23 protein-coding genes are annotated in these 26,596 nt (G+C 65.8%); 4 read left to right on the forward strand and 19 right to left on the reverse strand.

Annotated features, from left to right (window positions below; genetic code table 11):
* Nucleotides 1–81 precede the first annotated feature (81 nt).
* From ACFVTG_RS16540 to ACFVTG_RS16560, 5 genes are all read right to left on the reverse strand, one after another.
* Nucleotides 82–1,320, reverse strand: a complete 1,239-nt coding sequence (locus ACFVTG_RS16540; protein WP_390282004.1) for a cytochrome P450 — start codon at nt 1,318–1,320, stop codon at nt 82–84.
* Between the two features lie 9 nt (nt 1,321–1,329).
* On the reverse strand, nt 1,330–2,814 hold the full coding sequence (locus ACFVTG_RS16545) for an aldehyde dehydrogenase (RefSeq protein ID WP_390282005.1): 1,485 nt from the start codon (nt 2,812–2,814) through the stop codon (nt 1,330–1,332).
* Between the two features lie 93 nt (nt 2,815–2,907).
* The gene (locus tag ACFVTG_RS16550) at nt 2,908–3,744 is read right to left on the reverse strand and encodes a hypothetical protein (protein WP_390282007.1); all 837 of its coding nucleotides are present in this window, start codon (nt 3,742–3,744) and stop codon (nt 2,908–2,910) included.
* A 46-nt stretch (nt 3,745–3,790) separates the two neighbouring features.
* A complete protein-coding gene (locus ACFVTG_RS16555; protein WP_390282008.1) occupies nt 3,791–5,026 on the reverse strand; it encodes a cytochrome P450 in 1,236 nt (411 codons plus the stop codon).
* 11 nt (nt 5,027–5,037) lie between these two features.
* A complete protein-coding gene (locus ACFVTG_RS16560) occupies nt 5,038–5,847 on the reverse strand; it encodes an SDR family NAD(P)-dependent oxidoreductase (protein WP_390282009.1) in 810 nt (269 codons plus the stop codon).
* 119 nt (nt 5,848–5,966) lie between these two features.
* Here ACFVTG_RS16560 and ACFVTG_RS16565 point away from each other — a divergent pair, with 119 nt between their 5' ends.
* Nucleotides 5,967–6,758: an HpcH/HpaI aldolase/citrate lyase family protein gene (locus tag ACFVTG_RS16565; RefSeq protein WP_390282010.1), complete on the forward strand. Its 792-nt coding sequence runs from the start codon at nt 5,967–5,969 to the stop codon at nt 6,756–6,758.
* Nucleotides 6,759–6,858: 100 nt separating this feature from the next.
* On the opposite strand, the gene ACFVTG_RS16570 is transcribed toward ACFVTG_RS16565, so the two are convergent.
* The 5 genes from ACFVTG_RS16570 to ACFVTG_RS16590 form a co-directional block, all read right to left on the reverse strand.
* Complete coding sequence (locus ACFVTG_RS16570; protein ID WP_390282012.1) at nt 6,859–8,178, reverse strand: FAD-dependent oxidoreductase; 1,320 nt, start codon at nt 8,176–8,178, stop codon at nt 6,859–6,861.
* Nucleotides 8,175–8,501, reverse strand: coding sequence for a ferredoxin (gene fdxA / locus ACFVTG_RS16575; protein WP_390282014.1), 327 nt, complete (start codon nt 8,499–8,501; stop codon nt 8,175–8,177). The genes ACFVTG_RS16570 and fdxA overlap by 4 nt, the downstream gene beginning before the upstream one ends.
* Nucleotides 8,502–8,537: 36 nt before the next feature.
* The gene (locus ACFVTG_RS16580) at nt 8,538–10,709 is read right to left on the reverse strand and encodes an acetate--CoA ligase family protein (RefSeq protein WP_390282015.1); all 2,172 of its coding nucleotides are present in this window, start codon (nt 10,707–10,709) and stop codon (nt 8,538–8,540) included.
* 65 nt (nt 10,710–10,774) lie between these two features.
* Nucleotides 10,775–11,530: an SDR family NAD(P)-dependent oxidoreductase gene (locus ACFVTG_RS16585; RefSeq protein WP_390282016.1), complete on the reverse strand. Its 756-nt coding sequence runs from the start codon at nt 11,528–11,530 to the stop codon at nt 10,775–10,777.
* A gap of 30 nt (nt 11,531–11,560) precedes the next feature.
* The gene (locus tag ACFVTG_RS16590) at nt 11,561–12,706 is read right to left on the reverse strand and encodes an acyl-CoA dehydrogenase family protein (protein WP_390282018.1); all 1,146 of its coding nucleotides are present in this window, start codon (nt 12,704–12,706) and stop codon (nt 11,561–11,563) included.
* Nucleotides 12,707–13,008: 302 nt separating this feature from the next.
* Here ACFVTG_RS16590 and ACFVTG_RS16595 point away from each other — a divergent pair, with 302 nt between their 5' ends.
* The 3 genes from ACFVTG_RS16595 (at nt 13,009) to ACFVTG_RS16605 (ending at nt 15,576) form a co-directional block, all read left to right on the forward strand.
* Nucleotides 13,009–14,181 (forward strand): CaiB/BaiF CoA transferase family protein, encoded by a 1,173-nt coding sequence (locus ACFVTG_RS16595; protein WP_390282019.1) that lies wholly within the window; start codon nt 13,009–13,011, stop codon nt 14,179–14,181.
* A 79-nt stretch (nt 14,182–14,260) separates the two neighbouring features.
* Nucleotides 14,261–15,073, forward strand: coding sequence for an enoyl-CoA hydratase/isomerase family protein (locus ACFVTG_RS16600; protein ID WP_390282020.1), 813 nt, complete (start codon nt 14,261–14,263; stop codon nt 15,071–15,073).
* On the forward strand, nt 15,070–15,576 hold the full coding sequence (locus ACFVTG_RS16605; RefSeq protein WP_390282021.1) for a MaoC/PaaZ C-terminal domain-containing protein: 507 nt from the start codon (nt 15,070–15,072) through the stop codon (nt 15,574–15,576). The genes ACFVTG_RS16600 and ACFVTG_RS16605 overlap by 4 nt, the downstream gene beginning before the upstream one ends.
* A 74-nt stretch (nt 15,577–15,650) precedes the next feature.
* Here ACFVTG_RS16605 and ACFVTG_RS16610 read toward each other — a convergent pair whose 3' ends face one another.
* The 9 genes from ACFVTG_RS16610 to ACFVTG_RS16650 all read right to left on the reverse strand — a co-directional run bounded on the left by ACFVTG_RS16610 (nt 15,651) and on the right by ACFVTG_RS16650 (nt 26,406).
* A complete protein-coding gene (locus tag ACFVTG_RS16610) occupies nt 15,651–16,841 on the reverse strand; it encodes a CaiB/BaiF CoA transferase family protein (protein ID WP_390282022.1) in 1,191 nt (396 codons plus the stop codon).
* A 17-nt stretch (nt 16,842–16,858) separates the two neighbouring features.
* Nucleotides 16,859–17,617 (reverse strand): SDR family NAD(P)-dependent oxidoreductase, encoded by a 759-nt coding sequence (locus ACFVTG_RS16615; protein ID WP_390282023.1) that lies wholly within the window; start codon nt 17,615–17,617, stop codon nt 16,859–16,861.
* A gap of 121 nt (nt 17,618–17,738) precedes the next feature.
* The gene (locus ACFVTG_RS16620; RefSeq protein ID WP_390282024.1) at nt 17,739–19,988 is read right to left on the reverse strand and encodes an acyl-CoA dehydrogenase; all 2,250 of its coding nucleotides are present in this window, start codon (nt 19,986–19,988) and stop codon (nt 17,739–17,741) included.
* Nucleotides 19,989–20,039: 51 nt separating this feature from the next.
* Entirely contained in the window at nt 20,040–20,786 is a 747-nt protein-coding gene (locus tag ACFVTG_RS16625; RefSeq protein ID WP_390282025.1) for a hypothetical protein, read from the reverse strand.
* Complete coding sequence (locus ACFVTG_RS16630; protein WP_390282026.1) at nt 20,783–21,637, reverse strand: CoA transferase subunit A; 855 nt, start codon at nt 21,635–21,637, stop codon at nt 20,783–20,785. Before ACFVTG_RS16630 ends, ACFVTG_RS16625 begins: the two co-directional genes overlap by 4 nt.
* A 479-nt stretch (nt 21,638–22,116) precedes the next feature.
* Nucleotides 22,117–23,091 (reverse strand): PfkB family carbohydrate kinase, encoded by a 975-nt coding sequence (locus tag ACFVTG_RS16635; RefSeq protein ID WP_390282027.1) that lies wholly within the window; start codon nt 23,089–23,091, stop codon nt 22,117–22,119.
* Complete coding sequence (locus tag ACFVTG_RS16640) at nt 23,088–24,551, reverse strand: purine-cytosine permease family protein (RefSeq protein WP_390282029.1); 1,464 nt, start codon at nt 24,549–24,551, stop codon at nt 23,088–23,090. The genes ACFVTG_RS16635 and ACFVTG_RS16640 overlap by 4 nt, the downstream gene beginning before the upstream one ends.
* 116 nt (nt 24,552–24,667) lie before the next feature.
* The gene (locus ACFVTG_RS16645; RefSeq protein ID WP_390282030.1) at nt 24,668–25,678 is read right to left on the reverse strand and encodes an ADP-ribosylglycohydrolase family protein; all 1,011 of its coding nucleotides are present in this window, start codon (nt 25,676–25,678) and stop codon (nt 24,668–24,670) included.
* On the reverse strand, nt 25,675–26,406 hold the full coding sequence (locus tag ACFVTG_RS16650) for a GntR family transcriptional regulator (protein ID WP_390282031.1): 732 nt from the start codon (nt 26,404–26,406) through the stop codon (nt 25,675–25,677). The genes ACFVTG_RS16645 and ACFVTG_RS16650 overlap by 4 nt, the downstream gene beginning before the upstream one ends.
* Nucleotides 26,407–26,596 lie beyond the last annotated feature (190 nt).

Consider the following 26,596-nt stretch of genomic DNA (forward strand, 5'->3'; position numbering starts at 1 on the left):
CCGGGACGCTCCGAGGTCACATCGCCGGGCCGTGCTTGACCTGAGTCGCCCCGAAGCCGCCGGCGATGTGCCTCGGCGCGATCAGGTCGAGAAGATGACCGGGACGGAATGAAAGCCGTTCCGGAGGACCTGGTGGATTCGCTCCGGCTCGCCGGAAATCTCCAGAGTCGAAAAGCGGCGCAACAACGCGGCCAAGAGCGACCGGGCCTGGGTTCGCGCCAAGTGCGAAGCAACACACGCATGGACTCCAAAGCCGAACGAGAGATGCTTCTTCGCCTCAGGCCGTTCGACGTCGAACGTCCACGGATCAGGAAAGACCTCGGGGTCACGGTTCGCCGCATCAAAGAGGAGATAGACGCGCTGGCCTGCCTGGATTGGCACACCCCGGATTTCCGTGTCCTCAAGGGCCGTGCGAAGGAATCCCCGGGCCGGAGTGACCCAGCGCAACGACTCCTCGACGGCCCCGTCAACGAGGTCCGGGGCGGCCCGAAGGCTCGCCCACGCATCGGGTCGCTCGGCGAGCGCGTGGATCATGCCGGACAGCAGTCCTCGGGTGACATCGCTACCCCCGGCGATGAGTGTCTTGCAGTAGGTGAGCAGGGTTTCGTCAGGGACCGGGGAACCGTCGAGTTGAGCCGTAAGGAGTCCGGAGATGAAGTCCTCGCCGGGTGAGGAGCGTCGTTCCTCGATCTGTTCGCGGATGAAGTCGTCCATCGTCGCAAAGACACCGACAAGACCTTGGATGGCCTCAGCGCCGCGTACAAGCTTGACTTGTTCGAGCGCGTCGCTCCAGACTCGGACGCGGTCATCCTGCCCGGGCGGCAACCCCAGAAAGTACTCGATCGTGCGCACCGGCAGCACCGCGGCGAGTCGGCCGACTGCATCGACCGGCTCGCCGACGGGCAGGTCGGGGACGAGGCGCTCGGCCTCCGTGGCGACATACGCCTCCACGTTCTTTGTCCGCCCCGGAGCGAAGCTGCGCGAGATGACTGCGCGCAGCTCGCGGTGACGCGGCGGATCCGCGAAGACGAGCTGCTCGCCAGCGCCGTAGAAGCCCGAATAGGCATCCTTCTCCGGTTCGGTCAGCCGCAGCTGGGAGAGGTTGAGCCCGTGACCTGAGCTGAACACCTCCGGCGTACGCGCAGCGAACCGAACGTCCTCATGCCGGCTGAGCACGAAGACGTCCAGGGGCTTGTAGTGGAATACGGGCGCCTCCTGCTGGAGGCGCCCGTAGAGGCGTTCACGACCCTCCCCATACATCTCGGGGTTCTCAATCTGCACGTTCTCTGACGTGAGCTCGGGCAGGGAGGAGTTGGTCATCGATGCGTCTCAGACAGCGTTCTTCGGCTCTCGATCCAGGATGATGACCTTCGTTTCGGTGTAGGGCATCAGGCCTTCGCGTCCACCCTCACGCCCGATGCCGGACTCCTTGAAGCCGCCGAAGGCAATCGCGTGAGAATTCCGGTGGGCATTGTGGCCGACGGTGCCGGACCGGATCTGGCGGGCGAACTCCCAGGCCCGGTCTTCGTCATCGGTGAAGACTGCGGCATTCAGGCCGTACCGGCTGTCGTTCGCGATCCGGATCTGGTCCTGTTCGTTGTCCGCCGGGATGACGCTGAGGACCGGGCCGAAGATCTCGTCGCTCGCGACGACGGAGTGGTTGTCGACGTTTCCGAGGATGGTGGGCTCGATGAAGTAGCCGCGTTCGAGTCCTTCGGGTCGACGGCCACCGGCGGCCAGGGTTGCACCCTGCTGTATGCCTTCGGCCACGAGTTGATTGACCTTGTCCAGTTGGCGCTCCATCGCGACGGGGCCCATGTCGGTGTTCGCGTCGAATTGGTTCCCGACGCGTACCTTGGCGAATTCGGCGCTCAGCGCCTCGACGAGCTCGTCGTGTCGGTGGCGGCTGACGATGACGCGGGTCAGTGCCGAGCAGACCTGGCCGGTGAGCTCGGTCGCCGATCCTGCCAACGAGGCTGCTGCGGTGGCGACGTCGTAGTCATCGAGTACGAGGGCAGCCGACTTGCCGCCGAGTTCGAGGTTGACCCGGGCCACACGCTGGGCGCAAATCTCGGCGATCTTCTTGCCGGCCACTGTGGAGCCGGTGAAGCTGATCTTGTCGATTCCCCGGTTGCGGACCAGGAGCTCGGAGACTTCGCGATCGGCAGTAACGATGTTCAGGACACCGGGCGGCAGGCCGACGCTGTGGGCGACTTCGGCGAGCAGGTACGCGCTCACCGGCGCCTCCGGCGCTGACTTCAGGACAACGGTGCAGCCGGCGATCAGGGCCGGGGCGATCTTGAAACTCGCCGCTACGATCGGAGCGTTCCATGGGATGATCGCGCCGACGACGCCGACGGGCTCCCGGAGCAGCAGGCCGAAGCCGCCGCCCGCCGGCTCGTGTCGCTCGGTCCAGTCGAAGGTGTCGGCGAATCCGGCGTAGGTCTCGTAGATGCCCGGGATCCGCGCTCCGCGGGTCACCGCGTCGACGTGGAGAATGCCCATCTCCGAGGCCCAGATTCCGGCGAGGTCGTCGGTTCGCCTGCGCAGCTCGTCGGCCATGGCGCGCATGTACCCGGCGCGTTCCTTGTGGGTCAGACGGGGCCAGGGACCGTTGTCGAAGGCCTCCCGCGCCGCTGCGACGGCACGGTTCATGTCCGACTCGCGGGCGAAGGGGACCGTTGCATAAACGTCTTCCGTGGCGGGTTGGATGACCTCGACCGAGTCGTCACTCGATGGCCTCACCCACTCTCCTCCGATGTAGAACGCGTCGAGGTGTGTCAAAGGCACGGACGTGCCGGTAACCGTGGTCATCAAGTCTCTCCTGTGATCAGGCGTCCGCCGCCGCCAAGCGGCTGCGGCGCATTTGGTTCGTGTAGCAAAATGTCGGTTGGTGAGGTTCTCGGTTCAGGCCTGTTGGGGCGTCGGCAGCCCGAAGACGACGGCCTGGGTCTCGGCGTTTCCTTCGATGCGGAGGTTCTCGCCGATCCCGGAGAAGACGACAGTGCGCGCACCGACCGTCTCGCCGTCGATCTGGGCCTTTCCGGAAATGATCCACATGAGCTGAAGCCGCTCCGGTGTCAGTTCGAGGATCCCGCCGTCGTGCCAGCGGTAGTTGGCGACATAGACCTCGTCCTCGGTGAAGGTGCCCAGGACCTTCCCCTCGACGCCCTCCCCCGCCGGGCGCCAGCCGAAGCCCTCCGGATCCATGAGGACCGGCTGACCGTAGCGGGGAGTCGGGTAGACCATGGTCTTGCCGGTGAAGGTCTCCCACACTGCGTTGCGGCCGTCCGCGCGGACCTCGTTGCCGTGCTCGTCCTTCGTGACGTAGTAACCGTCCTTGAATTCCCCGGTCTCGAGCATCTTCGCGTACGTGGCGTCATGGTCTGCCCTGTTCATCCAGTCCGGGCCCCACTGGATGAGCATGACTTCGGCCTCGTTGATGACCTGGGGACCGTAGTACGCTCCGGCAGGGAAGTATCCCGATTGCCCGTCAGATCCCTCCTGACCGTTTCCGAAGTCGGCCGTGCCGCTGACGATGTACCGGATCTGGTCGAAGGTGTGGTGGTGTCGCGGCGTTGAGAAGGGGGTGCCCTGCCCGCCCTCGTAACGGACGAGGTCGGCGGTAAAGCCGATGCCCGGGGAGACTTCGCCCTCCTTGACCAGCTTTCGGACGATCCGTCCGGGCCGGTTGGCCTTCGAAACCAGCTCGTAGGGCGTGGCCTCGGTGTCGACTATGTACATGGTTAGCTCTCCTTCGTCTGGGTGCTGGTGGTCGTTGCGGGTCGGCTCATCGGGCAGAGGGATCGAAGACGACCGGCATGTCGTGCCAGCCGGCGCGGAGCAACTGGCGGATCTCCCGCGGCTCCCCCGCCAGTTCCACCCGCTCGAATCTGTCGAGCAGTGCCGAGAGCAGGATTCGCGCCTCAAGACGGGCGAGGTTGCCGGCGATGCACTGGTGAATCCCGTAGCCGAATGCCATATGCGGGATCGGAAGCGGCCGGGTGATGTCGTAGGTCCACGGGTCGGGGATCACTTCGGCATCCCGGTTGCCCGCGTCGAAGAGCAGGTAGACGCGCTGGCCCTCCTTGATCTCCACGTCCCGGATCTGCGTGTCCTGGACGGCTGTCCGCATGAAGCCGCGCGCCGGGGTCGTCCACCGCAGGGACTCCTCGACCGCAGCCTCAACGAGGGACCGATCGGCGCGCAGCAGCTCCCACTGGGCGGGGTGCTGGATGAGGGCGTGCAGCATGCCTGAAAGGAGCGACCGCGTCGTGTCGCTGCCCGCAGCTAGGAAGGTTCCGCAGTAAATGAGCAGGTTTGCCTCCGACAGGGGCGCCCCGTCCAGTTCAGCCTCAAGCAACGAAGAGATGAGGTCCTCGCCGGGATGCTCCCGCTTGTAGGCGATCTGCTCCCGGAAGTAGTCGTTCATCGTCCCGAGCTCGGCAACTGCAGCACGCAGGTTATCGGGTCCGTGCACAAGCTTGAGCGACTCGAGCGCGTTGCTCCACCGCAGGACCTGGGGCTCGTTGCCTTCCGGCAAGCCGATGAAGTCCTGGGCAACTTGTATGGGAAGGACGGCGGCAACGGCGGAGAGAAAATCCACCGGCTCGCCGGGCTCGATGCTGTCGAGGAGCCGGGCGGTATGCTCCTGCATCCGAGCCGTCAGACGGGCCAGCGAACGGGGAGCGAAGCTGCGTGACGCGATGCCGCGCAACTCACGATGGCGCGGCGGGTCCGCGTACGCGAACTGCTCTCCGTCCTTGTGGTAGATCGTCGCGTAGACAGCTTTCTCGGCCGGGTCCAGCCGGAGTTCATGGAGGTGGAGTCCACGCGAAGACGAGAAGATCTCGGTTTCCCGGGCCGCATGCCGGATGTCTTCCTGCTTGGACAGGACGAAGATGTCGAGCGGTTCGTAGCGAAAGACCGGAGCTTCGGCATGCAGCCGGGGATAGACCGTCTCACGGTCCTCGATGTAGAAGTCGGGCGACTCGAGGCGGACCACGTCGCTGTTGAGTGCAGACATTTCGTCCCTCACTATCCGTTGGCGTTCGTACTGATTGGAGTGGACCGCTCAGGGCGGACCGGGCCGAGCGTCTGCCCGCCATCGACGACGAGCGTCGTGCCGGTGACATAGCTGGATTCCTCGCTGGTGAGGAAGAGAGCGGCGTCAGCGATTTCACGAGGTCGCCCGATGCGCGGCACGGCCATTCGCCCGAAGAGCGCATCGAGGTCCCGGCTGGCGAAGTCGGACCGCGAACTCATCGCGGTCTCAACCCCGCCGGGGAGAATGGCATTGACCCGGATCCCATACTCGCCAAGCTCATGGGCTGCCAGGTTCACGTAGCGGATGCTGGCCGCCTTGCTCACCGCGTACGGCATATAACCGGCTGCTCCGGTCGTTGCCGCGATCGACGACAGGACGACCACTGCCCCGCCCCCGGCATTCTTCATGGCAGGCACGCAGGCCGCCGTCCCGAGCACTGGCCCGAGGAAGTTGACCTCCCACGCATGGGCGACGGCGGTGAGGTCCGGACCCTCCACCGTGCCGGGGACCATGACGCCGGCGTTGTGCACGAGCACGTCCGGGCCGCGGCCGAAGGCCTGTACCGCGGCTGCGACCGCCCGCCGCCATCCTTCTGCGGAGCGAACGTCCAACTCGACGGGCAAGACCCGGTCCTCCCGGTCATCGAGGAACACGGCGGCAAGGTTGAGGGCGAGGTCGGTGACGACGACGTTTGCTCCCTCTTCCCAGAACCGTTGCGCGATGGCAGCGCCGATCCCCTGTGCAGCGCCCGTGACCAACGCGACTTTCCCGGCCAGCCGACCTTCACCGATTCTGCCCACATCCCACCCTTTTCTGTTACATGCAAAAATGCATACACTTGACTATATGGTTGACCCGATCAAGTCGTCAACTGGATAAGCAACTGCGTCCCCTCATCCAAAAAGAAAGGCAGACAGACATGCGCGACAACAAGGTGAAGTCACTGATCCGCTCGGGAGGCACCGCCTTCGGGGTTGCGCTGACCGTCACCGATCCGCTCGTCGCCGAAATGATCGGCGGCGCCGGCCTCGACTTCGTCATGGTCGACACCGAACATGCCCCGGTGAACAGCGAGACGCTCCAGAATCAGCTCATCGCCCTCCGGAGCGCCCCCGGCACGAATCTCGTCCGGGTCCCCGACTGCGACCCGGTAGCCATCGGCCTCGCCCTCGACCTCGGCGCCGAGGGTGTCGTCATTCCCGGGGTGGTCGACGGCGCGTCATGTGCGGCGGCGGTGGCGGCAACGCGGTATCCGCCGGCCGGCGTCCGCGGCTTCGGGCCGCGGCGCGCGGCCCGGCTCGACGGCGGACGGTCCTCCTACATCGCCCGGGCGGACGAGGAGATCCTGACCGTGGTCATGGTCGAGAGCCCAGTCGCGGTGCGGAACATCGACAAGATCCTCGCAACCCCCGGTCTGGACCTGATCATGGTCGGCCCGGCAGACCTGGCCGTGAGCATGGGCCACCTCACCCAGCTGAAGCACCCCGACGTGAACGCAGCGATCGAGACCGTAGCCTCGGCCTGCGCCCGCCACAAGGTCCCGTTCGGTATCTTCGCAGCTGCAGAACCCGATGCACGAGGGTGGACCGAGCGCGGGGCTGCCTTCGTCGTCATCGGAGCCGATCTGCAGTTCCTCGACCAGGGGCTGGTCCGAGTCTCATCGCTGGCAGCCGACCTCCGGCCGGGGGTGGAGTCGCCAGTGTCCGGTTGAGCCCCACGCACGGATGTGGCGTGCCCTCCAGGATGGGCACGCCACATCGGGCGAGGCAGGGCCGGCTGCGTCCGGCGCCCACCGTCCGATCAGAGGAGCCTCACGGCTCAGTCCGCAGCGCTAGTTCGAGCAGGCGGGCGCGATTGTGGATCTTGACCCGCCCGCGGTCGAGCGCCTCGCCATAGGCGACTTCCGCGTTGTCGATAGCGCGCCACCCGGCCCAGTCGACGACGCCGGACACGTCGGCAACGACGTCAGGTATGTGCGGCGGACGTCCAGCCCCGCCGATCCCTCCGGAGCGCCAGTCTTCGAGCAACGCCTCGACCGTCTCCATGGCGCACCGACGGTTCGTTCCGATCACTCCGTTGGGCCCTCGCTTGACCCATCCGGTGACGTAGAGGCCGCGCGCGGTATCGGAGCCGTCGAGCACCCTGCCCCGCTCATTGGGCACTGTCGCCGTACGCGGGTCAAAGGGAACCCCTTCAAGGGGATCACTGCGGAATCCGATCGACCGGAAGACGAGGCCGGCGTCAATGTCGACCACCCCCCGAGGCGACGTGCAGCGAACGCCGGCGACCTGTCCATCGCCGAGGAAGGCCTCGGGAGCGAGCCCGAAGCGGAGGTGTATCCGCCTCGACGCGTCCGGACGCCCGGACTCCCCGAGCTCCTTGAGGATCTCAATCCGCCGACGCATCTGGGGGTTGGCGTCCACTAGCGCTTCCTGTTCGGCGTCGAGCTCAAACTCTGCCGGCTCGAGGACCACGCGCGCGTCCTCCATGTGCGCCAGCTCAAGGAGCTCCTTGTTCGTGTACTTCGCGAAGGCAGGTCCTCGGCGCGCAAGGACGTGGACATCGGTCACCGGGCTCACCGCCAGGGCCTTGACGACGTACTCAGGGACATCGGTCCGGCGGAGTTCCTCCGGGGTCCGGCACAGCATCCGGGCAACATCAAGGGCCACGTTTCCAGCCCCGACGACCACCACGCCCTTGGTGGTGAAGCGCAGTGCATCCGGCCGGCCGTCCGGATGACCGGAATACCAGTCAACGAGGGCACGCGCCGGATGAATCCCCTCCAGACCCTCGCCGGGGACGCCGAGAGTCCGGTCGGACCGGGCACCGTGCGCGAGAATGACCGCGTCATAACGATGGCGGAGTTGCTCCAGAGTGATATCGGCGCCGATCCTGACGTTTCCGAAGAAACGCACTTTCGGGTCCTCGAAGATCTCATCGAACGAGGAGGTGATCGACTTGATCTTCTCGTGGTCCGGGGCGACGCCATAGCGCACGAGCCCGAACGGCGTCGGGAGGCGTTCGAAGACGTCGATGCGGACATCCAACCCAGCTGTCTCGCACAACTCACCGACACAGTACGCCCCGGATGGACCTGAACCTACGACAGCGACCTCGAGACGTCCGCTCATGAGCCCGTCCCCTTTGCGGGAAGTGCTGCGACCCCGGGAACGTCCCGACCCGACTTCCCGAACTTCCGGGCCGACCGGGGCGAACCGATCTCGGCGAAGAACTCCTCGTTGTAACCGACGAACTGCTCCAGTTCGGCAGGTACCTCCGGGGAAAAGTAGATCGCCTGCACGGGACAGGCCGCCTCGCACGCACCGCAGTCAATGCACTCCATCGGCTGGATGTACATCATCCGCTCGCCCTCATAGATACAGTCGACCGGGCACTCGACAATGCAGCTGTTGTCCTTGATATCGACACAGGCTTCGGTCACGACGTATGGCATTTTTTCCTCCTTATTGGCTTCAATTTTGCATACACTTTACGCCGGAAGGACCACGGCATCAAGAGCAAAGCATTCGGTCCGGTCACCACGGCGGACCAGGCGCAGCGGGTTGATCTCGATCTCCGCAATGTCCGGACGCGAGGTGAACACCTCGGCGAGCGCGGTGACGACGTCGCCGAGTACCGTCACGTCGTAGCCCAACGCTCCCCGGAAGCCCTGGATGAGGGGGAAGATCCGCAGATCGCGCAGGGCCCGCCCCAACTGCTCCATGTCAAAGGGGACCGCGAGGTGGAGCACATCCTTGGCAAGCTCCGTGTCCACTCCACCTGCGCCGAGGGTGATGACCGGGCCGAAGACCTCGTCGTTGTGCGCGCTGAGGAGAAGATCGACGCCCTCGCCGATCATCTCCTGGACGTAGGCCCCGTCCGCCTCGAAGCCGTAGGGGGCCAGCCTGCCGGGGTCGGTCATCTCGCTGAACACGGCCCGTGCCTGCTGTCCGCCGAGGACGCCGAGGCGGACCCCTCCGACCTCGGTCTTGTGGATGAGCCCGGGAGCGGAGAGCTTGATGGCGACCGGCCCGCCGATCCGCTCGGCTGCTGCGGCCGCGCCCGACGCGTCCGTCTCGAAGGTCTCCTGGGGAAAGCGCACCCCGGTCGGCAGGAGCAACTGGACCGAGTCCGGATAGGAGAAGGCGCCCTCGGCCGTCGACTTGTGCGCGGAGCCGTTCACGCTGGCCTCGGGGACCTCCTTCGGCGAACCGGTCCGGGGGGCGGCGAGCCTGCGCCACTGGCTGAGCCGCGCGAGCGCCAGGACCGCGCTTCGGGAACTGGCGAAGGGAGCCGTGCCCGCCTTCTCGAGAAGCTCGTAGCCTGCACCCCGGCGCGGGGACATCCAGACCGGCACCAGCAGCGTTCCCGTCGCCGCGCAGATCTCGACCGCCTCCCTGCTGACCTCGACGGTGTTCCGCCCATAGTCTGCGGGGACGGCCAAGAGGATCGAACCGACAGACTGGTCGGCGCAGATCGAGTTCAGGACCGCCCGGCTCAGGTCCGGGTCAGTGAAGACGTCGGTGGTCAGGTCGACCGGGTTGTCCACGAAGCCGAAATCCGGGGCCCGGTCCCGGATCACCTTCAATGTCTCGTCCGAGAACTCGGCCAGCGTCAGCCCGGCGGCGCCGATCTGGTCGGCGACCAGCGACGCGGCGCCCCCGGAGAAGGTAAAGACACAGGTCTGGCCCGGGTCGACCCCGGGCCGGCCGAGGGCGGAACCCGCGCCGTCAAGCTGTGCGGCCCGGGAGAACAGCATGAGCGTCTCGCCGAGCTCGTCGATATCGTCAACGCGGACCACGGCGTGCTGGTCGAAGACCGCCGAGGCGACTGCGTCGTTCCCGGCGATCGAGGCGGTGTGCGAGGCTGCTGACTCCTGTCCGTACTCGGAGCGGCCGATCTTGAGGATGACGATCGGTTTGCCGATCCGGCGCGCCTTGGCCGCAACGGCGAGGAACTTCGGTCCCTGGTTGAAGCCTTCGACGACGGCGCCGACGACCTTGAGCCGGTCGTCGTCGAGCATGTGGTTGATGAAGTCCGCGACGTCGAGATCGGCCTCGTTCCCCGGCGAGCACCACAGCCCGATCCCGAGGCCGCGGTCCATCCACTGCATGACCGCCCGGCCGATCCCGCCTCCCTGGGTGACGAGTCCGACACAGCCGCTCGTGCGGTCCTGCGCGGCGACCGGTGACATGCTCAGAAGCGCACGGTCTGCGACATTGGCCAGTCCCGGAGAGTTGGGGCCATAGATCCGGATGCCGGCTTCCCGGGCCCGCGCGAGGACCTGTGCCTGGAGCCGTTTGCCCTCTGGGCCTGCCTCGGAGAAGCCGGAGCTGAGCAGGACGAGGTGCTTGACCCCGCTGCCGGCACAGTCATCGACGACCTCGGGGACGCGTCCGGCAGCGACGAGGACGACAGCGACGTCGACCGGATCGCCCGGGATATCGGACACGGCAGGATAGCTGGGGTCGCCAAGGACCTCCGTGCAGCCGGGATTGACTGCGAAGACCCCGTCCGGGATCTCCGAGTTGTCCCGTAAATTCTCATAGGTGGACCGGCCGAGCGAGCCCTCGCGGCCGGAGGCGCCGACGACGGCGACCCTGCGGGGCCGTACCAGATAGGTCAGGTCGGCGAACTCGGGCGCGGATACAAGAGTTGTCATGTTTCCCCTTTCATGTGGGCGGTGCCGGCGTCGAACGCCGGGTCTGTAGTGGGCATTCGGTTCGGTCATCCGAAGCGGCCGCCGGAGACGTGGACGACCTCGCCGGTGATGAAGCCTGCGTCAGGAGAGGCCAGGAACCGGATCGCGGCGGCTACGTCGCCTGGCTCGCCGAGACGCTTCACCGAGTTGTCCCGGATGGCACGCTCGGCGATCTGCTCGAAGCGTTCGAGCCTGCGCAAGGATTCCGTCTCGACCAGACCGGGCGCGATGGCATTCGCCGTGATGCCGCTGCGGCCGAGTTCCTTGGCGACGGACTTGGTCAGACCGACCACGCCCGCCTTGGCCGCGGAATAGTTTGCCTGCCCCGGATTGCCGTGCCAGGCCCGGGACGCGACGGTGATGATCCTGCCGTAGCCGCGTTCGACCATGTGCCTGGCCGCGGCCCGGATCGGCACGAAGGTGCCGGTCAGGCAGACCGCGATGACGTCGGACCATTCCCGGTCCGACATCGCCAGCAGTCTCGCGTCCCGCGGGAATCCATGTGCGGTCACGAGGATGTCGAGCCTGCCGCGCGCCGCCACGACGCCGCCGAAGGCATCCTCGACCGAGGCAGAGTCCGTGACATCGACGACCCGGGAATCGACCTGCGCACCCGGCACCTGGCCCCGGACGAGGTCGGCGGTGGCATCGAGCCGGCTTTGGTCGATGTCGACAATGACGACGCCGGCGCCCTCCCGGGCAAGCTCGACCGCTGTCCTGCTCCCGAGTCCGCCGGCACCGCCGGTGATGACGGCAATCTGACCGTCGAGTTGATTGGCCATGCTTGTGCTCCTCCTGTTGCTGGTGATCGCTCAAAGGGTCCGGGCGATGATCTCTTTCATGACTTCGTTGGCCCCGCCGTACACCTTCTGCACGCGTGCGTCGGCGTACATCCGGGCGATCGGATACTCCTCCATGTATCCGTATCCGCCCCACAACTGAACACAGCGGTCAATGACCTCGCACTGAATGTCGGAGAGCCACCACTTGGCAATCGACGCGGTCTCGTTATCCAGCGTTCCGGAGGCGTGGGCGAGGATGCAGTGATCAAGGAAGACCCGGGCAACCTTGGCCTTGGTCTGGCACTCGGCGAGCTCGAAGCGGGTGTTCTGCTTCTCGAAGAGCGGCTTGCCGAAGACGTTCCGCTCCTTGACGTACTCGACGGTGAGCCGGACGGCCTTCTCAGTCTGGGCGACGGCGTTGACTCCGAGGATCAGCCGTTCCTGGGGCATCTGGGTCATCAGCGCGGGGAAACCGGCGCCCTCCTCGCCGATCCTGTTCTCGACCGGGACCCGGCATTCATCGAAGAAGAGTTCGGCGGTATCCGCCGCGTGCTGGCCGATCTTCCGCAAAGGCTGGCCGCGATGGAAGCCCTCGGTCCCCGCCTCGACGACCAGGAGTGTGATCGCCTTGGGGTCCCCTGACCCTTCCACCTTGACCGCGACGATGACGAGGTCGGCGGTAAGGCCATTAGTGATGAAGGTCTTGGTGCCGTTGACGACGTAGCAGTCCCCTTCGCGCCTGGCGCGCGTCACCATCGCCCGTACGTCGCTGCCGGCGCCCGGTTCGGTCATCGCGATCGCCCCGATGATGCTGCCCTCGACCATGCCGGGAAGCCAGCGGTTGCACTGCTCTTCGGTGCCGTACTTGAGAAGGTAGTCGGTGACGACACCGCTGTGGACGTTGTTCCCCCAGCCCTTCTCGAGAACGCTGGACTGCTCTTCGACGATGGCTACCTGGTGCAGGATCGTTCCGCCGGCTCCGCCGAACCGCTCGGGAACGGTCGGGCACAGGAGCCCGAGTTCGCCGGCGGCCAGCCAGAAGTCGCGGTCGACGAACCGCTGCTCGGACCATTTGGGCATAGCAGGGGCCGCGACGTCCGTGAAGAACTTTCGGGCCATGGCGCGCAGGGCAGCCAGTTCGGGGTCCATCCACGGTGAGACGTAGGTCGAGGTCATGAGGTCTTCCTTTGGGCAAGAGGGGCGCAGCGCGCTTCATTTCGGGTGATCAAGGTGCCTTCTTCACAATGGACGGTCCGGTTGAGGTCGGCGGACGGTGCCGCCGTATGTCCTGTCGCGTGCGAGGGGCGGCAGTCTGAATCCGATGCCGGGCCTACCATGCACCGCTGCCTCCTCATTGATCAGGTATTACCCATGGTATAACTTTGCATGCGATAATACATACACTTTTGAACACGAGCCCTACATGCGTCTCGACCGTCGCTCCGCGGCACCGCCGCCCAACAGTACGAGGTATCCGAATGTCTGCCCCCACTCCCCCTCTGGCCGGACTGAAAGTCGTCGACTTCTCCGAGCAGGTGCCCGGGCCGCATGCCACCCGCCTTCTGACGGCGCTCGGCTGTGATGTGATCAAGGTGGAGCGGCCAAGCGGCGACGCGATCCGGCTGCGCGAGGGAATCTTCAACGCCGAGAACCGCGGAAAGCGGAGCATTGCTCTGGACCTCAAGACCCCCGAAGCACGCGGCATCGCCCTCGACCTCATTGCGCAGGCGGATGTCCTCGTCGAGGGGTTCCGCCCTGGCGTGATGGAGCGCCTGGGGGTCGGGTTCGACGCCGCTCTCGAGGTCAACCCGAAGATTGTGTACGTCTCGATCTCCGGGTACGGCTCCTTCGGGCCCTACCGGGACCTACCGGGACACGACTTCCAGTACCTGGCTCTGGCGGGCGCGATCCCCAGACCGGCCGAAGGCACAGTGGCGGACTACGTGCCAACGACCCTGCCCGTCGCCGACTTGGGCAGTTCTCTGTACGCGAGCCTAGGCATCGTTCTCGCCCTCCTGCAGAAGCAACAGGACCCCACCGGGTTCGCAGGTCAGCACATCGATGTCGCGATGGCGGACTGTGCCCTGGCCATGATGGAACCGCGGCTAGCCGAGTCGATCCATCTCATGACCAACGACGCGGCCATGGCCCGACCCGGCTACGGCATCTACGCCACCGCCGGCGGCGGGCACGTCTCGATAGGTGCCCTCGAGGACCACTTTTGGGTCCGCCTCACCGAGGCCCTTGATCTGCCTGATCTGCGATCCGAGGAGTTCGGCACCTTCGCCCAACGTCGTGAGCGGGTCGGAACGATTGATGCGATCCTGCGACCGCGCGTCGCCCGGTTCGGACGCGATGAGCTCGTCGAGCTGCTCATCGCCCATGACGTCCCTGTCGCCCCGCTCAACGACCTGCTCGAGCCGGCCAAGGACCCGCACTTCATCGCCCGCGGCATGGTCCGCGACAACGGCTCAGAGGGCACACCCCGAATCGCCGAATGGCCGCTGGCCCTGGCGCCCTTCACCGACGAGCGGCTCCTCACCGCGGCACCCACGATCGGCGAGCAGAGCCGTGAGATCCTGCGCCAGCTCGGCCGGACGCCCGAAGAGGTCGATCGTCTCTTCGCCGAGGGGACCGTCCACGGGGCCTGAGCGCGCCGTGCGGGACTCCACCACCACCCCGAACCCAAGCAAATCGCCCACTCAGGTGGGCCCACGAAAGGCATGTGACATGGACTGGTCCTCATACACCCGGTTGACCTTCGAGTACCCCTCGGAGGGGGTCCTGCTGCTGAAGATCAACCGCCCGCACCGGAAGAACGCCATGGACGCGATCCTCCACGGCGAACTGAGCAAAGTGTGGCGGGACATCGCCGCCGACGAGATGTGTCGGGTTGTGATCGTGACCGGCGAGGGCGAGGCCTTCTCCGCCGGAGGCGACTTCGAGATGGTTGAGGACACCCTCGGCAACTACGACACCGTCCACCGGCTCTTCTCCGAAGCATCGGAAATCGTCTACGACATCGTGAACTGCCCGAAGCCTGTCATCTCGGCGATCAACGGGGTCGCGGTCGGAGCCGGCCTTGCGGTTGCCCTGATGGCAGACATCAGCATCATCGCCGAGGATGCCCGGTTCACCGACGGACACATCCGTCTCGGGGTCGCCGCCGGAGACCACGCGGCAATCATCTGGCCCCTGCTGACGAGCCTCGCGAAGGCAAAGTACTACCTGCTGACCTGCGACTTCATCGACGGCCGCGAGGCCGAGCGGATCGGACTCGTCAGCAAATGCGTCCCCGGGGCCGAACTCCAGGCCGAGGCGCTTCGGATCGCCGAGAAGCTCGCCCGCGGGCCCGCCCACGCGATCACCGCCACGAAGCGGTCCCTCAACCTCTGGATCAAGCAGGCGGCTCCGATGTTCGAATCTGCCCTTGCGCTGGAGATGCTCGGCTTCTTCGGGCCCGATGCCCGCGAGGGCTTCACTGCCATGCAAGAGAAGCGCCGTCCCGTGTTCCCGAGCAGCTCCCCCGCCTTCCAGCGATGAACGGCCCGGCAAGCGACCCGGTCGCTGACGCGCTCTGCCGAGCGATCTACTTCGATGACATCCCGCTCCAGCAGGTCTTCACGACACCGGGCAGGACGATCACCGAGGCCGACGTTGTCGGCTTCGCCGGGATCTCCGGCGACTTCAACCCCCTCCACGTCGACGAGCACTTCGCCCGCTCGACCCCGTTCGGGGGACGTATTGCCCATGGGCTCCTCGTCCTGTCCATCGCCTCGGGGATGACGACGAGGCTGCCCGTGTTCGCGGCACTCCAGCCGGCCCTGCTCGGGATGACCTCGGTGACCTGCTCCTGGCCCGCGCCGACCCGGATCGGGGACACGTTGACCATCGACCTCGTCTTCACGGAGGCCACGGTGACCCGGAGCGGGACCAAGGGTCTGGTCACGGAACAGCGGGTCGCGAGGAACCAAGACGGTGTCGTGGTCCTGGAGAGCACCTGGTCGCTCCTCGTGGCCCGGCACGCAAGGAACGTGACCGTCTAGCGTGACGGTCCAGGAAGACGCCGGGCACAGCTAAGGGTCGCCGGCCGGGATGCCGGCCGGCGACCCTTACCTTGTCAGAGGGCCGCTCCCCCGTTGCGGAGCCGCCCGATTTCATCGGGTGTGTAGCCGAGCTCGCCCAGGACCGCGTCGGTGTGCTCGCCCGCGGCCGGCGGATACCCCCAGGGCCGGGCCGGAGTGTCATACATCCGGATCGGGTTGTTCACCGTCACGATGTCGCCGTGCCGGGGATGCGAGAGCACGAGGGACATCCGGTTGTGGACAACCTGTGGGTCGGTGAAGACCTCGTGGAGTCGGTTCACGGGGCTGCACGGCACATCTTCGGCGTCGAGCAGCGCGTGCCAGTGCCCGGTCGGCTGAGCACGGAAAGCGGCAGACAGGTCGGATATGAGCTCCTCACGGTGGGCAACCCGCTGGGCGTTCGTGCGGTACCGAGGATCATCGAACAGATCAGCTCTCTCGAGCGCGCGGCACAACGCGGCCCAGAACTTCTCAGTGAGGCAGGCGACGACGATCCACCCGTCACCCGTTTCGAAGACCTGATAGGGCACGATGTTGCTCGTCGCCCCTCCCTGCGGCTCGAAGGGAGCACCGGTCCGGTGGTAGGCGACGCTGAGATTGGACAACAACGCAACCTGGCCATCCAACAGGTTCACCGAGACCTCCTGGCCCACCCCGTCACGGTCCCGCACCCGCAGGCCCAGGAGGATCGCATTGCAGGCCAGGAACGAGCCGACGAAATCGGCGACCGCCGGGGCCACCTTGACCGGCGAGCGCCCGGGTTCGCCGGTCGTGCCCATGGTGCCCCCGCGGGCCTGGGCGAGGATGTCCATGCCGGGCCGGTCGGCCAAGGGCCCGTCGCCGCCCCACCCGGTGATGGAGCAGACGACAAGCCCGGGGAAGGCATCCGCGAGGCTGGCGTGGTCAAGTCCGAGCCGGCGCACGGCCGCCGGTCGCATCGACGTCACGAGAACATCCGCCGTCTTGAGAAGCCGGAGGAGGACGGCCTTGCCGTCAGCGGTCTTGAGGTCCAGCCTGATCGAGCGCTTGCTCCGGTTGACGGCGAAGGAGTAAGCGCTCTCGCCGGGCCCGAAGGCCTCGTCGACCTGGCGCAAGGGGTCCCCGGCGGGGGGCTCGACCTTGATCACGTCGGCGCCGAAGTCGCCGAGCAATGATGTTGCGAAGGGTCCGGCGGCGATCTGGCTGAGATCGACGATGCGGACTCCGGCGAGCGGGAGGTCTTGCATGGCTACAGTCCGTTTCCTCAGGTGTGCAGGTGGTACCCGCCCGAGACACAGAGCACCTCGCCGGTGATGAAGCTCGCCTTGTCGCTGGCGAGGAAGGTCACCGCGTTGGCGATGTCCTCGGGCATTCCTGGCCGGCCGAGGGGCGTCTTGCGCGCCATCTCGTCGACGTATTCCTTGCTGTAGATCTTCTCGAGGAACGGGTTCCATGTCAGTCCGGGAGCCACCGCGTTCACGCGGACTCCGAAAGGTGCCGCCTCGATCGCGGCGGCCCGGGTGAAGCCCATGACTCCGGCTTTCGCGGCGGCATAGTGGGATTCCCCTACGGCCGGGGCCATCCAGCCGGCGATCGAGGCCATGTTGACGATTGTGCCCGAGCGCTGTTCCCGCATGACGTTCAACGCCCGGCGCGTCACGAGGAAGGGACCGGTAAGCGATACGTCCATGACGAGCTGCCAGGTCGCCGTTTCCATCTCGTGGATCGGGGCGAGCTGGTTGAGTCCGCTGTTGTTCACGACGACGTCCAGCCGGCCGTGCCGGCCGACGATGCCGGCGATCACGTCGTCGATCTGGTTCTCGTCGCGCACATCGCAGGCGACCCCGGTCACGTCCGCTCCGGTGTCCTCGCGGATTTGCTGGGCAACCTTCGCGGTGCGCTCGGCGTGTTGATCGCTGATGATCACCGTCGCGCCTTCCGCGGCGAATGCGCGGGCGACGCCTTGGCCGATCCCCGCGCCTGCGGCTGCGGTGACGAAGACGACTTTGCCTTCGAATCCCATGTGTCTGTCCTTTTCAATAGTCAAAGATGAGTGAGTCGTTCCTGCTCCGGTCGCCTCGGGCTACCGGTGGCGCCTGCGGGACGGGCAGGTCATCGGCCGGACCTTCGAGCACCTGTGCTGCTCAGTCGGCACCCGTGATCAGTCCCCAGGCGCCGCGGGCACAGGCTGCCTGGCCGAGTTCCCGCGCCCAGGATGCCGTCCCGCCGTCTTCGAGGGACCACGCCCACAGGCGGCGGCTGAGCCGCTGGAGCGGGTACTCCATCGTGACGCCGATGGCGCCGTGGACCTGATGGATCGTGCGCGCCGCCGAGATCGCCGCGTCCCCGGCCAGGACGCGGGCAGCACCGATCGTCGTGGCGGCGTCGAGGATTCCGGTCGAAGCCCGTTTGCGCGCGGCGTCGACGGCGACGGCGACCCGCTGGGCCTCGCACGCCACCCGGACGAGATGGGTCTGGACGGCCTGGAAACGTGCGATCGGCTGGCCGAACTGCTCCCGCTGGTAGGCGTAGCCGATGCCCAGCTCGGCGGTCCGTTGGATCGCCGCCGCAAGCGCAACCGACCGCCCGAGGGCCGCACGCAGCCGCAGTTCTCCCATGACTTCGGCCAACCGAGTTTCGATGCGGCCCACACGGCTGGCGGCCATCCCGCCGAGATGGGCTTCCCTGAGCACAGGCTCGCCGGCGATCGTCGCCCCGGCCGTCCCGGCCAGAGCACCGGCGGGGACAACGGTCACGGTGACCGGGCCGGCGTCTGCGCCGGACACGAAGACCACCGGAGTGCCCTCATGGGCCCAGGGAATCTCCCCGGGGCCGTTCAGGCGCAGACCGGAGAGGTCTGAATCCACGGAGAGCTCTGCTGAGTCAAGGACGCCGCCGAAGACCGCCGGCTCGGTGAGCCAGTCGAGGTGGATCCCGGCCTGGGCCGCGATCCAGCCGGCAGTCAGCGGGCCCTCGATGGCGGGCAGGCTCACCCCGCTGTAGGCAGCCGCGGCGATGACATCGAGGATGTCATCCAGCGTTCCTCCGCCGCCCCCGAGTTCATCAGGAATGCCGACGCCAAGGAAGCCCTCGCCGGCCAGCCGCCCAGCGAACCCGACCGAGTGGGCGTCGAGGGCATCGCGAGGCACCGAGCCGGTGCCGTGCTCGAGGAGATCCTCGGCGACGGTCGCAACAGTCTCCGCGACCTCGGAAGAGAGAGCCCAGGCACGCCGGCCCTCGGACCATTCGCGCAGCTGGCGTCCCACGAGCAAGCGGAGGACCTCGTTCGTCCCGCCCGCGGTGGTGAACACCGGCGACCGGAGCCGGTTGATGTCAAGGAACTCGTGGAACCGGTCCCCCCCGGGGCCCGGCGCGAGCGGCTCTGCCCGGTAGGGCCACAACTCGTCAACGAGCAGTTGCTCAAGTTCGGTCCCGAGGTCCTTGGCCATGGCGGCCTCCGCCACGGGCGAGCCGCCGTCATCGACCAGACGGGCGATCGACAAGGTCATCTCGCGAAGCCCGATCTGCTGCGACACCACACGGCCGATGAGCTCCCACGCCTGGCCCGGGTCCGGCGCCAGCCGGCGGGAATCAACGAAGGCCTCGAACATGGGCATCGTCGTGAGGTAACGTTCGGGCCCGGCCCGCTCCAGCGCAAGCTCGGCGGTAAGCTGCTCCCAGCCCGCCCCGGGGGTGCCGATCAGCCAGTCATCACGGGCGAACACCTCATCGAGAATGACCTCGTTGAAGTGCCGCTCGCCGTCCATCCCCTCGATCGGGTGGACCTCGATGCCGGGGGCGTCCATCGGGACGACAATGAGGCTCAGGCCTTCGTGCTTGCGCTCGCCGTCGCTGGTGCGGCAGAGGACCTCGATGTAGTCGGCCTGGTCCGCGTCGGTCGTCCAGATCTTGCGTCCCGTGATCCGCCAGCCTCCGTCGGCGCGGCGGGCCCTGGTTCGTACGGAAGCGAGATCGGATCCGGAGTCAGGTTCGCTGAATCCGCCCGCGATCAGACAGCTCCCGGCCGCGATCCGGGGAAGGAGGAGCTGGCGCAGCGATTCGGGACCGTTGATGAGCAGGCTTGGTGCCGTCTGCCGGTCCGCCGTCCAGTGCGCGCCGAGCGGGGCGCCTGCTGCGAGCAGCTCGGAGACGACAAGTATCCGTTCGACGGTGCTCCGTTGCGTGCCGCCGTACTGCAAAGGGATCGTCATCCCGACCCAGCCGCGCTCGGCGAGTTCGGTGCTGAACTCCCGGCTGAACCCTCCCCGGGTCGGGCTCGCGGCCGACGGCGGGAAGTTGCGTGCGCGGGCAAAGGAGCGGACCGAGCGGACGAGGTCGCGCTCATGCTCGCTCAGATCGACAGGAGGGAAGCCGAGTTTTCGAGTGGTGACCATCGTTGGCCTTCCTTGGTTGTGTCGGATGGGGGGCAGGTTGCCGGCAACACGTCAGCCCTGGGCACGGAGCAGGCCGTCCGGATCAACGGAGGACCGCAACAGCGTCAATTCCTCCTCGGTCGGGTGGAACCGTGGCGGGCGCTGCTCCTGGAACGACCAGCCCGTCCCGGCCACCACCTCTGACCAGGGCCGGTCATCGAACGCGAGGTCCGGACGGAAGGCACCGTCTGCGTTCGGGCGCATGAGCACGGCAGGGGTGAACAGCGCAGCCGGGCCGGTGTTGGGCAGCCCGAGTTCGGACCGGGTCCGCCCGCGCCGGGCGTGGCCGATGACCGAAGCGAAATCGACCGAGCGGACGAGCGTGCGGGGGTCGTGGCGTTCGGTGAAGAGAATGGTGCGTTTCGCGGTGTGTCCGAGCATCGTGTTTGCCATCCCCGGTCCGCGCAGCGGCCCCTTGGGCGTGGTTACCTCGTGGACGTTGACGCAACCGAACTCGTCGATCTGCATCCCGCCATAGAACATGACGTCGATTCCCAGCTCGGTGATCGCGAAGACGTCCCCGAGGTCACCGACCGCGGTCGGCCTGCAGTCCCATCCCGCGGAGAACTCGGGAACGAGGCGCTGCGGGTTGATGTAGACGCCGGCCCCGAGCACGGTCAGGCCCGGCGCGTGGGAGCGCTGCGCCAGCAAGCTCGCAGCAAGGGGCACGGCCGAGGCTGCCCCTGTCAGGACGACTTCGTGGTCGCCCAGCTCGCGGGACATCGCGATCGCCATCCGCTCCCGGAACGTGACGCTCATGCCCTCGCCTCCGCGGCGAGTCCGGCCAGGACCGCGTCTGAGACCCGGTCAAGGTACTCCTCGTGGCTGACCTGGCAGTTCTCCGCAAGATAGTCCGCGAAGCCCCCGCCGCGGACCTGCTCGGCGTACCGACGCAGGTGCTCCAGGTCCGCGACGTAGCCTCCCACGCTGCCAAGAGGATGCGCGCCAAAGGGGACCTCCACGACCTCATCGACGAGGTAGCCCGGGATACTCACCGCCCCGACTTCCTCGGCGCGGGGAACGAGCCGGTCGACCTGGACGACGACGCGTCTGGCCGCCCTCGCGATAAGCAAGTCCGCCCAGCGGCTGCCCGCATGAACAAGATTGCCGGCCGGGTCCCCGACCGGAGCATGAAGGAACGCGACATCGATCGTCAGCGCGCCGACGCCCCGAAGGCCACCGACCTGTGTGACCAGCGGGTTCCCATCGATGAGATCGTTGGTGCCCAGGTGCTCCAACGGCTGAATCGGCGCCCGGTGGTTGGCCGCAAGAAAGCCACCAAGCAGCAGTGCCTCGTCACAGGCCTCGTACTCGACCCCGGCAGCGCCCTCGGCGTGCCGGGCGGCAGGGGCCAGCCCGATGCCTGCCAAGGAGATGTGCGGGATCCGGACACGACTGACCCGTCCGGCCCCGATCAGCACATCGGCATCCCAGGACGCAGCCGGCGCGGAAGTCAGGAACAAGCCCCTCGCACCGGAGCGCAGCAGGGCACGCACAAGGGCGCTCGGCCGGTTCTCCAGCAGCATCCCGCCCAGAGCGACACTCCCCACACCACCCAGGGAAGCCTCCAGAGCTTCCAGAGACGTGACCTTCGGTCCGGGTACCGCCATGGATCCACCACCACCTTGTTTTGACCACAGTTTTGTATGCATTTCAGCATACTGTTGGGCCAGCGGGGCGTCAACACAACACCACCACCGTCTTGCCTGAATTCGCGGAGATGCCCCACCAGCAGTGTCCAGTCGTTGATCTCCTCGGGCATGCGGTCCTTCCTTCCTTGCTGTCCAGCAAGGAAGGAACTTTGGGAGTCAGCGGAAGAATTCGCGGGTCATTCCGAAGGGAACCTGATCGGATAGCTCAACCGTGTAATGGCCTAGCCTGTGGCGGGTGATGAGGATCCCCCGCGTCCTTTCTTGCAGGCAGTCTCCTGAAGGTCCTGGACGGCAGCGGCGAGATGATCGTCGAGGGCGCGTCGGGTTTCGCTTGGATATCGATGCGATCGATGACGGTGAACATGGGATGTCTTCCCTTGGTGCTGTTAGGCGGCGAAGATGCGCCATGATTCATCGTTCGGTGGTGAAATGCGGGGTCAGTCAGCTGGCGAGGCGGCCGGTATCAGAGCGTCAATCTGCGCTGTGGTTGGCGAAGTCGCAGGACCGCGACGTGAAACGGCAAGGCCTGCTGCAACGTTTGCACGTCGGACCGCTGCGAGGAGGTCGCTGCCGGCGGCCAGTGCCGCGCACAGAACTCCACAGTGGGCGTCTCCGGCCCCATTGGTATCGATTGCATCGACGCTCAGCGCCGGTATGTAGGTAGTTGCCTCGATTTTGCTCCCACTCTTTGACCACTCAACCGTCACCGAACCGGCGGCCCCGGCCCGTAGAACTACCGTGCAGCTAAGGAGCTGAGCCAGATGGGCAGCCTGGGCGGTCACGTCCATAACTGGAGACAGGGGCGAACCTAGAAGTGCTGCAATAATCTGGGCCTCTCTGGCATTTGTGCTCCAGAGTGAAGTGTGGCCAATAACAGCGCGCAAGACATCTACAGGGATCTCTCCCAGGATCGGAGACGGATCAACGATGACGCTTAAACCAGCGGGTAGCTCCGGTAGCCACTCAAGGAGCGCTTTCCTACTTGCCTCGTGCAGGAGCGAGTATCCGGACACATAGACGACATCACCCGTTCGTGGCGCGGCCGTTCGGTAATTGTCTGCTGTTACCTCTCCTTCCGCGCCGAGCGTTGATACAAAAGTCCGTTCAGCGCTGTCATCGACCAGAGCCACACAGAAGCCGGTATCCCGGACCTGGCTCGCGGACGTCAATACGGTCACGCCTGCCGTCGTCATGGCTGCGCGCACCATGTCGCCAAAAGGTCCGGTTCCATGGCCGCCGGCGTACAGGACTTCGGCGCCGTCACGGGCTGCTGCCGCCATGACGTTGAACCCGCCGCCTGGGGTGAATTCGTATCGTCGGGCGAAAGTGTCTCCACCTGGTTCCGGGATCCGCCCTACTTCCATGACCAGGTCTACGATGGCTTGGCCGGTATGGATTACGCGCCCGTTCATCGTGCCGCGGCCTTGCCTGCGCCGCCAAGGATTGCGTAGGCGGCTGCCCCGAACACTCCTGCAATTACCCATGCCATTCCGTTCTGGCCGATCCAGGTCTCGTGGAGGGGTCCTGTGTACCAGGGGGTGTCGCCGGGCTGCACCTTTATGAAGAGCGCTCCGGCAGCAATGGCGGCCAGCCATGAACCCAAGGCGCGCCATTCAATTCCGTTCCGATACCAGTACCCCGAGCCGGGGCTCAAGTCCAGCAATGCTTCGGGGTCGTAGCTCCGGCGCCCGACCATGTCGACGAGGAAAATGCCGACCCAGGCGATGATGGGAACGGAGAGCAAGGAGATGAAGGTGATAAAGGGTCCGTAAAAGCCGTCGGCAATGAGAAGGAAGCAGAGTGAGGCAGTCGTGGTGACCACGACGTCGACGATCACTGCATAGACCCGCCTGATCCGAACCCCCAGCGTGAGAGTGGTCAAACCGGCGGAGTAGACGGAGAGATGGTTCGACAAGAGCAGTCCCACGAACGACACGATCAGGTAGATCACGGCCACCGCCGGGGGCAAAGTATTGCGGATGGCGTCCAACGGGTTTGCCGCGCCCAGGACTCCCGAATTGGAAGCGCCCAGCAGGGAACCCATCGCGATCATGAGGACCAGCGGGATTCCTGCTCCTGCAGCTGCAGAAGCCACAAGGGCACCTGCCTTGGCGGCCGGGGACTGGTACCTTGCCATGTCGGCGCCGGAGTTGGCCCAGCCGATGCCAGTACCCGCAGCGATCATGCCGATTCCTGTAAGCACTGCTTCGAGGTTGCCTGATGGAGCTTGGGCTACGGCCGCCCAGTTAACGCTGGTAACCAGGAACGCAAGGACGACGAGGTTAATTGCGCCGAAGATCCATGTAGACCATTTCTGTACCGTGAGGATGAAGGCATGCCCCAGCCCCGAAACGGATACGGTACATGCGACGAACAGCACCACTCCCAGGACCGTCACCATGGGGACATCCTTGGCACCTGCGCCGGTGTTGAATAGGAGCGAGCATATGGTCACGAATGCCAGGGCAGCCGTAGACGTGTTTACGGTCTCCCAGCCAAGGCGTGAACACAGCGTCATTGCGGTTGGGCCGATGTTTCCCCGCACCCCGAAAATCGCCCTGGATAGCGTCAGGCTGGGAGCACCACCGCGTCGGCCTGCGATCGAGACAAGGCCGACAATCGCGAAGGATCCGAACGATCCAAGGGCCGCTACAGCGACCGCCTGCCATATGGAAAGGCCGTTAGCCACCAGGGCGACGCCCAGGGGCAGGCCGAGAACGGAAATGTTGGCCGCGAACCACACCCAGAACAGCTGTAGCGGGTTTCCTGTACGTTCGCTGACGGGAACAGGTTCTATGCCGCGTTGTTCCACGGCGCCCAGTGACGGTGCTGGTTTCAGTGTCGGGTCGCTGCTTAAGGTGTCTCTGGACATGATTTTTCTCTCCGTTGAGGTGTTGTTTTTGGGCACGCCCGTCCACGGGGGGCGCCCATCCTTGGTGCAAAGTGATCATCAGCTAGGCACCGATTATGTTGCGGTAGTAGCGACGGCTATCTGCGAAGCTCCAAGAGCCTGTGGGAGAGCAGCCGAAGATTCAGTTCCGGGTTGGCGGAGATGAGCCCGTCATGCACGGATTCCGGGAAGGCGGTTGAACCGGAGCAGGCGCCGAGGACGGCACCGGCAATTGCGGCGATCGTATCGGTGTCCCCGCCCAGGGAGGCCGCGACGCACAGTCCATTGAAAGGCGCGTCCTGGTACCTATCGATGATGAGCAAGGCACTGACGACGGACTCCTGCGACTGAACCGAGGTCCCGACGACTTCATAGAGGAAGTCGGAGAACTCCGCGTCCCCAAGAGAACGTGCAAGCGGACGGAGGCCAAGGTAGCGCCGTGCCACGGAGGCTCCCGCCACCCAATGTCCCAGGACCTGGCCAGCAAGCGCCGCATCTATTGCTGCGTCAAGGGCCTCGGGAACCTCCGCCCCGTCGATCCCTGCGCTGACGCCCGCGGCAACCGCTGCGGCAGCAGAAATACCAAGTCCGGTGTTATGTGTGACCTGGCAGGCCTCTACAACCGCAGACATAAGCTCGGGCCCACGGCTGTACATGATTCCTACCGGGCTGATACGCATCGCCGCCCCGTTTGTGGTGCCGTAACGGCCGGCCTCGTCGATGCTTTGTCCCGCTTGCAAAGCGTTCAGCGAGGCTTTCGTGGAGGGGCCCAGGAGGTCTCTGGATCCTCTCTCAATCATCGACTGCTCCCATTCCAGGAGGGCAGCGGCGAAACGACCTGCCTCAATGTGCCCTCCTCCGGAGAGCAGCAGTTCGCCGACCAGGATGGCCTGTTCCGTGTCGTCGGTGACCGAGCCCGCCGGCATCCCCGGCGCGATCGGCTGATCGTGCGTAGCGTCGACGAATCCAGTCAGAAGACCGTAACGGTGGGCGATAGCTTCCTGAGACATTGACTGCGTGGGCATGCCGAGTGCGTCCCCGATGGCCAGGCCAAGCAATGCCCCGTAGGCCCTGTCTGTTGCAGTCAAGAGCGTTGATTGGGTGGTCATGCTTCGTCTCCGAACGTCAGCTTCAGGGTGAAGTGGGCAGGGTCGAGCAATGACAGTACGTGTTCGACAAATTGGCCATCCGCGTTGAAGGATGTCCGGACCGTGCGCAGGAAGGAGGTGCCAGCGGGGCGGCCAAGGATGGCAGCCTCGCGCTCATCCAGCGCGTGGACGTCCACGCTTTGCTGCCCATTCGTTGCGATCAGTCCCTCAGCTCTGAGGGAGGCCCACAACGAGCCGTCCTTGAGGCCTTGGTTCGGAAGATCGCGCAGTGACCCGATTGCCGGCACGGAGGAACATTCGAAGGACACCGCCATCTGGGAACCGTCCTCCCCCGACGTAGTGCGGACACGGCGCACTGCTATCGCTTCGGCCAGGGTGACTTCGTCGGGGAGTTCGGGGATATTGGCACCGGAAATGGCTTCGATGCTCAGGACGCGTGTGGTGACGTTGCTTCCAGTCTCAGCAAGGGCCTGCGCCCACCCCAGACGCTGATCCAGGGCATGTCCGTCGAAAGTCACGAAGGAACCTATCCCGGATCGAATCGAAATGAGTCGACGACGCTGCAATTCACCCAGGGCCTGGCGGATTGTCCCGCGGGACACATCGAACTCCTCGGCGAGCCGGTGCTCTCCGTCCAGCCGCTGGCCAGGAACAATCTCCCCACGGCGGATCTGGTTCGCAAGCTTCTCAACGACGAGCTCACGCTTACTGAATACCTGACTAGTCATGTATATACATGTACAGTCCTGTACAGTCGCTTGTCAAGCTTTTTACCGATTCCCAGCGTCATGGATTGAAGCCACAGGCTGCGGCATTCTTGTCACACGGGTCAACCACACTACCTTCGAGGTCGCCCTCGGCCGTCCAAAGCATCGACTCCCTGCGGATACCCGTAACCATCACCACTGGGGGGGATTC

The sequence above is a fragment of the Arthrobacter sp. NPDC058127 genome (assembly GCF_042884555.1).
Classification (GTDB): Bacteria; Actinomycetota; Actinomycetes; order Actinomycetales; family Micrococcaceae; genus Arthrobacter.